Raw genomic sequence first — 8,432 nt, 5'->3', positions numbered from 1 at the left:
GATCTCCCATTCCTTGTCCGTAAGGTCGAAGCGGGCCATGAGCAAACTCCCTTGCCGTTTGGAAGTTTGAATCACAATCCCGCCTCGATGGGAATCCCGCTTATGGGTACAGAACCTAGGCCGCCGCACGTCCGCGCGCCCCGCCGGGATACCCGGCGGGGCTTTTTCGTGCTGCGGAAGGCAGGTCGTCCGCTATGCCGACATCGGCCGTATCCATTTTGGCACTTCGTGCCATCCACTGTGCGTGATTGTTAGCTGCTGAGGCTTGTTGGCAGCTATGGTTCGGTGTATATATTAATGGACGGGAGTGCTTGAAAAGCCGCTGTTTTCCTTGTATTTGTGACCGAATGCCCCCAAATGAAATGAGGAGGAGTGGTAGGTTCGCAGTCCCGAGGCAAGATGTATGTTGTACCCCAATAACCCCATGCCGGATGCCCGCCCGTGGCGGCCTTGCGAGGCCCCTGCGGGGCTCGCGCATGGGGTTGGATCGGGGTTCAACATGGTCGGCAAGCGCGCCCATTCGGCCGTCTGCGACGGGCCTCAAGGTCGCTGTGCCGCCCTCTTGGGCATTCGCCCCGCAAGGGGGCTCAAGCCGGGTTCACTACGTTCCCTGAAGATGGCATATCGGGAAGGGGGAGCCGATGGCGCGTCCCTTCCTTAATCCCGACGAGCGCCGCTCCGAGTTCCTCCGCGTGCGCTTCACCGCCGGGGAGATGGACGCCCTGCGCGAGGCGGCGATCGCCGCCGGCATGACCCTGACCGACTATGCCCGCGCGGCCCTTCTGGACAAGCGCCCCCGCGCCAAGCCCAAGCCCGACCGGGTCACCCAGCAGATGGTCTACGAGCTGCAATCCATCGCCGTGAACTTTCGCCAGTTGGAGGCGGCGACGGGGGAGGCCGCCTACGGGCAATGGGCGCACTACGTCGGTGGCGAGTTGCTCGACCGCCTCCTCGACCGCCCCGACCTGACCGGGATGATGGAGGCCCATGTGGTCCCCATCAATGAGGTCGGACAGGCCGTCAACGACGCCGCCCACCGCGCCAACATGGAGAAGTACCCGGACGACGCCGAGCGCGACGCGCTCTTCGCCGCCGTCAAACGTGTGACCGAACCTCTGCACAAAGCCGTCGCTCGCAAGGGCAGTGGCAAGGACCACAGGTAGGGAGCGGGCGGCCATGCGCTTCAAGATTCCCAGCCGCCAGCCGACTTCGTTCCGGGCATCGTCTCTGTATCTGGCCGGGCGCTCCCACGGCCACCAGCCGAGCCGCGTGGCGTGGATGTTCAGCCGCAATCTGGAGACGGAGGAGCCGTCCAAGGCTGCCGCCCGGATGGAGGCACTGGCCGCCCAGAACACCCGCTGCAAGGCGCCCCGCTATCACTTCATCCTGACCTTCGATCCGGCCGACGCGAAGAAGGGGAAGGTGACGCCGGAGGCGATGCGGGAGATCGCCAACGAGGCCATCGAGCGGCTGGGCCTGTCCGACCATCAGATCCTCGTCTATGCCCACAACGACACGCCGCACCCGCACATGCACTTCCTCGTCAACCGCATCCATCCGCGGTCGCTGCGGGCCTGGAGCCGGACGGACGAGGGGCGGCGGCTGACCGCCTTCTGTCGGGAGGTGGCGGAAGAGCGGGGCCTCAACGTGGCCCGTGACCTCTCTGCCGAGCGCAAGCAGCAGGACCGCAGCAGGTCTATCAGCGATGCCGAGTACCGGATCGCCGAGCGGGAGGGACGGGAGCCGGTGGCCCCCTTCGACCGCCGCGGCCTGCACGAGCTGCGCGACGCGGTGCGGGGGGATTTCTTCGCCGCCAAGTCGTGGGACGACCTGACCGGGCGGTTGGCCGACAAGGGCTATCACCTACGCCGTAAGGGTCAGGGTCTGATGATCACCGATGGCGCGCGCGTGGCCAAGCTCTCGGACCTCGGCAAGGGAGTGCGGTTCAAGGAACTGGAAGAGCGTTTCGCGCTGCCCTACGACGTGTGGCACAGCCAGCAGGTCTCCCGCGCGGCGATGGAAGAGATGGAGGCCAGGCCGAAGACCCACGACGGCATGGCGCCGGAGGAGAGGCGGCGGGCCGAGGCGCAGCACCGTTTGGAGCAACTCCGCACCGAGCGCGCTGGCAATGCCGTCGAGGTGCTCGACACCGTCGATCAGGACTACCTCTATTGGAGTGGCGTGCAGGCGAGCTATCGGGACGCCGAGCGGCGCATCGCCGTGCAACAGCGCAAGACCGAGCGCCTTCAGGCCGACATGACCCGCCAGCAGCAGTGGGAGAACACTCGCTACAAGCAGATGATGGCGCAACTCGTCGGCCTCTACATCGACGCAGATCAGGCCCGGTCGGCCTGGTTGAAACTGGAACTGGCCCACGGGGCGGACGTTGCGGACGAGATCGTGCTCCAGAACCCGCAGGTGCTGGGTGAAACCCGCGACGACCTGACCCGGCTCGACAGTTATGCCAAGCGCCGGACCGACAAAGCTCTCAAGGCGCTGATGCGCCAGCGGCGTTCCTGGCGCGATGCCCGTGACAGGGTGGCGACGGCCTTCGCCCGCATTGCCGAGCAGCGCCGGGCGCTGGAGCAGGCGGTGGGTGAGTATCAGGCCCTCCAGCGCGCCGGCGGAGATGCCGGCTGGATACGCGAGGTGGTGATCGAGAAGGTGAAGGCGCGCGCCCGCGCCCTCGACCGGGTGACCGGGGAGATGATCCACAAGGCCCGCCTCGCCGAAGAGCGTAAGGAGCAGCTCCACCGCGCCTGGCGCCGCCATGCTGAACGCAAGCGTCAGCGCGAGCGCGAAAGGGAGACGCGCGGGTTGGGGCTGTAATCATAACCAATCTTTGACAATCTTTGTCGGCATCCCCATAATCAGATCAGAAGGAGGGTGCTGCCCATGCATGTGTCTTTGACGCCGAAACTTGAGGAACTGGTCCGCGAAAAGGTGGAATCCGGCCTCTACAACAATGCCAGCGAGGTCGTTCGCGAGGCGCTTCGTCTGATGGCCGAGCAGGATGAGGTTTATCATCTCAAGCTTGAGCGCCTCCGCCATGCGCTTCAGGCCGGTGAGAACAGCGGCCCCGCCAAGGAGTTCGACTTCGACACCTTCATGTCGGAAGTGGAAGAGGAAGCAGGCACGGAACGCGAAGGTTCATGAAGGCGCGCGCCTACCGCATCCGCCCCGAGGCAGAGAAGGACCTGAAAGGCATCGCCCGTTACACGCGGCGCACATGGGGGCTGGAACAGACACGAAGATATCTCCGCGCGCTTCACGAGCGGATGCAGGAACTCGCGGCAAATCCCAATCTCGGTGTCACACGGCATGATGTCGCCGAAGGTTATCGAAGCGCCCGCATCGGCCATCACCATGTGTTCTACCGTCCGGAAGACGACACCATCGTTGTCGTTCGCGTGCTGCATGAGAGCATGGACGTTCAACGGCATCTCGACGTGGAGCAGGAACAGGATTTTCAAGTGTTGGGCGCTTCGCCCAAAACCAAGCCGAAGAAACGCAATCGGGATGACGACCTGAGCCGTTGAGACCCAGGCCGCCGCAAAGGCGGTATGTCTACCCCTGCCACCTGTCCCACTTGCCCCAGAAGCGCCATTCCCACCAGTCGAAATAGCGCAGCTTGCTCGCCAGAATTGGCCGCATCCCCTGTATGAACAGCAGTTGCTTGCGGCCGGACAGGGCCATGACCTCGTCCTCGGTCATGAGCGGACGCGCTGTCTGCATCATGCCGCGGTGGACGCTGTGCGGGAGCAGGCTGAAGGGGAAGGATGCCGAGCGGCCCTGCGTGTCCACCTTGACGGTCGAGACGCCGAGCAGGGTGGACAGTTCCTTTGCCGTCTGGGCATCGGCCACGTTGAACGCCTGCCGCACCGCGCAGTTGGCGACGATGGAGCGCCATTTGCGGTACGTCTTCTCCAGTTGGGCCAAATCCTGAAAGAACAGCCACAGGGTCACGCCGTAGCCGGCGATGTAGCCGATGGCCTCTTCGAGCACCTTGATGTAGCCGAGGGCCGCGACCTCATCGAGCAGGAACAGGACGCGGTGTTTCGGCCGCCGCGTCGTACGCGTCATGGCCGCGATCGCAAGGCCCGTCATCACGCGGACGAAGGAACGGCAGACGACCAGGTACTCCGGTGGCAGGATCAGGTAGACGGTCGCCACCTCGTCCTTCAGATCCTCGAAGCGGAAGTCCGACCGGTGGCAGGCCCGCGCAAGCGGTTTGTGGCTCAGCCACGGGGCAAGGTGGTTCTGAACCGACGAGATCACGCCCGAGCGCTCCCGCTCTTCTTTCTGGGTGAGCGCATGGGCACGCCGCCGGACTTCCGCGTGCTCATGGTCGCCCATGGCCTTCATCAGGGCATCGAAGCCCTCGCGGTCGGTGGTGGCCAGGTCGGCCACGTGCCCCAGGGTGCGCTGATGGTCCGGCATGTCGGTGGCGACATAGAAGATCAGCGCCGCAATCACGTTGCGGGCTTCGTCGTCCCAGTACGTATCGTCGCCGTGTGGCACTACGATCAGATCAGCGATCAGGGCCGCGTCCGCCGCTTCGTGAATCGTCCCCAGCCGAATGAAGTCCAGTGGGTTGACGCACGCCGGCTCGAAATCGGTGGCGAAGGGCGCGAGTGCATAGACCGCGCCTCGTTTCGTCCGCTCCCGCGCGGTCACGGCAAAGTTCTCTCCCTTCACGTCGATGACGACGCAGGAACCCGGATGGTCGAGCAGGTTGGGAATCACGCCGCCGGCGCCCTTACCGCTGCGCGTCGGCGCGAACGTGAGGATGTGGCCTTCACGGGCAAACCGGAGGATGCTGCCGGCGAGACGCCCGAGGATGACGCCGCGTCCGGTGAAGAGGTTGCCGATGCGTGCTTCGGCTTCCGTTGCGAACCGCGCCGAGCCGTGTGAGACGGGCGGTTGCCAGATCAGGCCGAAAAGGCGTTCGCCGACCTTCTGAATGAGCATGCCCACTGCGCACATGAGCGCAGCCATGAGCAGGGCGCCGGACTGACTCTCCCGGAAGTGCCACAACCCCCAGAGCATGAGGAAGAGGGGAAGCGTCTTCCAAACGAGCTTGGGTGCGAAGATTAGTATGAATGTCGATAGTCGAAAGGTGGCTCGGGCCGAGCCGAGGATGAAATAAATAAACGGCATAACGAAGTCTCCACTGTGGAGACTGTTACTTTTTGCCGTTTCAGGGCTTAAAAATTATTCAATGCTTACCATAATCAATCATAGGGACCAAAGCTGGCCCATAATGGATGAGCTGACGGTTCACCACGCATATTCAAAATAACAGCCTCCACTGTTATCCGTCAGCACGTCCCTATATTTATTTTGGGCGGATTTCCGCCGATTTTCAATGACTTGTCCCCTTAAGTGGTAGTGCGCCTGCGAAGGCGGCGTCCTGCATGCTTGCCCACGGAAAACGTGACCTCCCAGCTCACAAACGGTTGCCAGAATCGTCCAAAATAGACACAATAGCCAAAATTGGACGGTCGCCATGAAAACCATGTCTGCGAAGGACGCGAAAAACGGCTTCGGCCGATTGATCGACATCGCACGCGCGGAGCCAGTCACCATAGAGAAACATGGTCGCGCGGTTGTCGTGGTCATGTCGGTCGAAGAACACGCGCGGCTGTGCAAGGAACAGGAATCCAGGCTCAAGCCCGAGGAGCGGCCTGACGAATAGGGGGGGCAACTATTGATTACGGAGTACCACGCAAAGCTCTTTGCTCATGAGCTGAGCAAACGGCATTCGGTCGCGGATGCCGAAAAGCTCGCCGGTGCTCTTTTGGACGCCCAGGTGGACCTGAACCCACATCAGGTCGAAGCGGCGCTGTTCGCATTCAAGTCGCCACTATCAAAGGGCGCGATCCTGGCTGACGAAGTCGGCCTCGGCAAAACGATCGAAGCCGGGCTGGTTCTCGCCCAAAAGTGGACCGAGGGCAAACGACGCATTCTCGTCATCACGCCAGCAAACCTGCGCAAGCAGTGGTCTCAGGAAATCGAGGAAAAGTTCTTCCTGCCGACGTTGATCCTCGAAGCCAAGAACTACAACAAGATGGCCAAGGACGGCGCGCGACGACCGTTCGAGCAGAAGAAGCTGGTCATTTGCTCCTTCCAATTCGCTGCGCGCCACGCCGAAGAGCTAATGGCCATTCCTTGGGACTTGGTAGTCATCGACGAAGCCCACCGCCTCAGGAATGTCTATCGGCCCGATAACCGTATCGGCCGAGCGCTCAAAGGTGCGCTGGCCAACGCTCCGAAGGTTCTGCTGACGGCGACCCCGCTCCAGAACTCCTTGATGGAGCTTTATGGCCTCGTCAGCCTTATCGACGACTACACGTTCGGCGACGCCAAGAGCTTCCGCGCGCAATATGCGCGTCTGAGCGGCGATGGGCAGTTCGATGAACTGAAGACGCGCCTGACGCCCGTCTGCCATCGCACCCTGCGCCGCCAAGTGCTCGAATACATCCGCTACACCAACCGCATCCCGATTACAGAGGAGTTCATTCCGACTGAGGCTGAGCAATCGCTCTATGACATGGTGTCTGACTATCTGCGTCGCCCGTCGCTTCAGGCATTGCCGTCAAGTCAGCGGACGCTCATGACGCTGATCATGCGCAAGCTGCTGGCATCTTCGACCTTTGCCATCGCGGGCGCGCTAGACTCCCTCGCTCGAAAGCTGGAGCGCCAGCTCAGGGATGACAAGAACCTACGCGAGAAGCTCGAGGAGGAGCTGTCAGAAGACTACGAAGAATATGAGGAGATTGCCGACGAATGGTCGGACGGTGAAGACGAGCCGGAGCTTCTCACCGCCGAGGACATCGCAGCCATCGAGCAGGAAATTTCTGATCTTCGCGAGTTCCGTGACCTCGCGGTTTCAATTTCCGAGAATGCCAAGGGGCAGGCGCTGCTGAGTGCCCTGCGGGCTGGGTTTTCTAAAACGGCTGAGCTTGGCGCCGCAGAAAAAGCCATCATTTTCACCGAGTCCCGCCGGACACAGGAGTATCTGGTCCGCCTGCTTTCCGAAAACGGCTACGACGACAAGCTCGTGCTGTTCAACGGGTCCAACAATGACGCGCAGTCAAAAGCGATCTACGCCGCCTGGCTGGAGAAGCACAAAGGGACGGATCGGGTCACCGGCTCTCGCACGGCTGATATCCGTGCCGCGCTGGTAGAGTATTTCCGCGAAGATGCGTCGATCATGATCGCGACCGAAGCCGCGGCCGAAGGCATCAACCTCCAATTTTGCTCTATCGTCGTGAACTATGACCTGCCGTGGAATCCGCAGCGGATCGAGCAGCGGATCGGTCGTTGCCATCGGTACGGCCAGAGATACGACGTGGTGGTCATCAATTTTCTCAACAAGAACAACGCCGCCGATCAGCGGGTCTATGAGCTGTTGGCCGAGAAGTTCCAGCTTTTCTCCGGCGTGTTCGGCGCATCGGACGAGGTGCTCGGCGCAATTGAGTCCGGCGTGGAGTTCGAAAAGCGGATTGTGTCCATCTACCAGAATTGCCGCTCTACCGAGGAAATTGAAACGGAGTTCGAGCGCCTGCGCACGGAGATGGACGAGAACATCAACGCGGCGATGGAAGATACGCGGCGGAAGCTCCTGGAGAATTTCGACGCGGAGGTCCATGACCGATTGAAGATCAACATGGACAAGAGCCGGGAGTATCTCGACCGCTATTCCCGAATGCTCTGGGAGGTTACGAAGTTCGAGCTGGCCAAGGCAGCGAAGTTCGATGACGACTATCGCACTTTCACGTTGAAGGCGTCCCCCGCCGGAGTTGGCGTGCCGACCGGTGCGTATTTCATGGCGAAGAGCGGTATCGACGGCTACCGCTACCGTCTGGGGCATCCGCTTGCCCAGCATATCCTTAGCGCCGCAGCGAGCCGAGAGCTGGACGGGGCAGATATCACATTCGACTACACCGCCTGGCCGCAGAAGGCCGTGGCGATCGAGCCTTACGTCGGCACCGCCGGCACGCTCGTTGCGCACAAGGTCTCCGTTCGTGGCGCCGACGATCAGGACCACATCATCCTGTCCGCACTAACCGATGACGGTCGCCGTATCGACGGAAACGCGGCCATGCGCTTGTTCGAGCTGCCGGCCAAACAGCAGGCCCGTGCGGAACTTTTCTTGCCCGAGTCTTTGTCAGCTACGGTTCAAGCGGAACGCCAGACCATTCTCGACGACATGGCTGCACGCCAAGCCCGTTGGTTCGACGACGAGATGGAAAAGCTGGACAACTGGGCGGAGGACAAGCGCGCCGGGCTTAAGGCGGACTTGAAGGAGCTGGATGACCAGATCAAGGCGCTTAACAGGCTGTTGAAAAACCCGATGGCCCGCCGGGCTTGGGCATGATTCAATCTCGGACGATGGATTGCGTCCGAGGGAATGATGCGCGGGACGG

At 61.9% G+C, this 8,432-nt stretch carries 7 protein-coding genes; 6 read left to right on the top strand and 1 reads right to left on the bottom strand.

Annotated features, from left to right (window positions below; genetic code table 11):
- Nucleotides 1-641 precede the first annotated feature (641 nt).
- From BLR95_RS15005 to BLR95_RS14990, 4 genes are all read left to right on the top strand, one after another.
- On the top strand, nucleotides 642-1,163 hold the full coding sequence (locus BLR95_RS15005; protein ID WP_218119575.1) for a plasmid mobilization protein: 522 nt from the start codon (nucleotides 642-644) through the stop codon (nucleotides 1,161-1,163).
- A gap of 13 nt (nucleotides 1,164-1,176) precedes the next feature.
- Complete coding sequence (locus tag BLR95_RS15000) at nucleotides 1,177-2,829, top strand: relaxase/mobilization nuclease domain-containing protein (protein WP_092622016.1); 1,653 nt, start codon at nucleotides 1,177-1,179, stop codon at nucleotides 2,827-2,829.
- 66 nt (nucleotides 2,830-2,895) lie between these two features.
- Nucleotides 2,896-3,156 (top strand): type II toxin-antitoxin system ParD family antitoxin, encoded by a 261-nt coding sequence (locus BLR95_RS14995; RefSeq protein ID WP_092622014.1) that lies wholly within the window; start codon nucleotides 2,896-2,898, stop codon nucleotides 3,154-3,156.
- Nucleotides 3,153-3,539, top strand: coding sequence for a type II toxin-antitoxin system RelE/ParE family toxin (locus BLR95_RS14990; RefSeq protein WP_092622012.1), 387 nt, complete (start codon nucleotides 3,153-3,155; stop codon nucleotides 3,537-3,539). Before BLR95_RS14995 ends, BLR95_RS14990 begins: the two co-directional genes overlap by 4 nt.
- 28 nt (nucleotides 3,540-3,567) lie before the next feature.
- On the opposite strand, the gene BLR95_RS14985 is transcribed toward BLR95_RS14990, so the two are convergent.
- Nucleotides 3,568-5,160, bottom strand: coding sequence for a type IV secretory system conjugative DNA transfer family protein (locus BLR95_RS14985; protein WP_092622010.1), 1,593 nt, complete (start codon nucleotides 5,158-5,160; stop codon nucleotides 3,568-3,570).
- 349 nt (nucleotides 5,161-5,509) lie between these two features.
- On the opposite strand from BLR95_RS14985, the gene BLR95_RS14980 reads away from it, so the two are divergent.
- Entirely contained in the window at nucleotides 5,510-5,698 is a 189-nt protein-coding gene (locus BLR95_RS14980; RefSeq protein WP_092622008.1) for a type II toxin-antitoxin system Phd/YefM family antitoxin, read from the top strand.
- Nucleotides 5,699-5,710: 12 nt separating this feature from the next.
- On the top strand, nucleotides 5,711-8,383 hold the full coding sequence (locus tag BLR95_RS14975; protein ID WP_092622006.1) for an SNF2-related protein: 2,673 nt from the start codon (nucleotides 5,711-5,713) through the stop codon (nucleotides 8,381-8,383).
- Nucleotides 8,384-8,432: the final 49 nt, after the last annotated feature.

This window comes from Roseospirillum parvum, assembly GCF_900100455.1.
In the GTDB taxonomy this organism is placed as follows: domain Bacteria; phylum Pseudomonadota; class Alphaproteobacteria; order Rhodospirillales; family Rhodospirillaceae; genus Roseospirillum; species Roseospirillum parvum.
The sequence above is the reverse complement of the archived record's forward strand: the minus strand, read 5'-3'. Positions and strand labels throughout refer to the sequence as shown.